General features: G+C 63.0%; 1 protein-coding gene. It reads left to right on the top strand.

The window, feature by feature from the left end; genetic code table 11:
• Positions 1-29: 29 nt before the first annotated feature.
• Positions 30-702: ABC transporter permease (locus EN935_RS38895; RefSeq protein ID WP_245489183.1), on the top strand; the 673-nt coding region annotated here is incomplete at its 3' end.

Here is a 702-nt window from a genome sequence, read left to right on the forward strand (position 1 = left end):
TGCACGGCAGCCGTCTTCGCAAGAATCTTCTGACCGCCATGCTGCTCGGTCCAGCGACCGCGTGGCTGGTGGTGTTTCTGGTGCTGCCGTTCATTGCCATCGCCGTCTTCAGCGTCGGCGAACGGGCGCCGGAAGGCGGCTATCAGGCGGCCTTCACTTTCGCGCAATATGCCAATCTTCCGGCGCGGGCGACCGCCTTCTGGAACACGATGGTGCTGGCGCCTGTGGGAGCGCTCGCCTGTCTTCTCGTCGCCTACCCGGTTGCCTATTACCTCGCCCTGCGCGCGCCGCAGCGCTGGCGGCTGATCCTGCTGGCGCTGGTCGTCATCCCGTTCTGGACCAGCCTTCTGATGCGGACCTATGCCTGGATGTACGTGCTGGGCGGACGCGGCATTCCGGCATTGCTTGCTTATATCGGATTTGAGGACGTCAGGCTGATCAACACGCCGGGCGCGGTGCTGCTCGGCATCGTCTATGGCTATCTGCCGCTGATGATCCTGCCGATCTATGTCAGCCTCGAACGGCTTGATCGCAGGCTGCTGGAAGCCTCAGCCGATCTCGGCGCCACGCCATTATCGACCTTCCTCGGTGTGACCCTAAAGCTGTCGCTGCCGGGCGTGATGACCGGCTTCTCGCTGGTCATGATCCTGCTGCTTGGCGAATATCTGATCCCAACGCTGCTCGGCGGCGGCAAGGTGTTCT

Origin of the sequence: Mesorhizobium sp. M7D.F.Ca.US.004.03.1.1 (genome assembly GCF_003998635.1) — a bacterium.
GTDB classification, from domain to species: Bacteria; Pseudomonadota; Alphaproteobacteria; order Rhizobiales; family Rhizobiaceae; genus Mesorhizobium; species Mesorhizobium loti.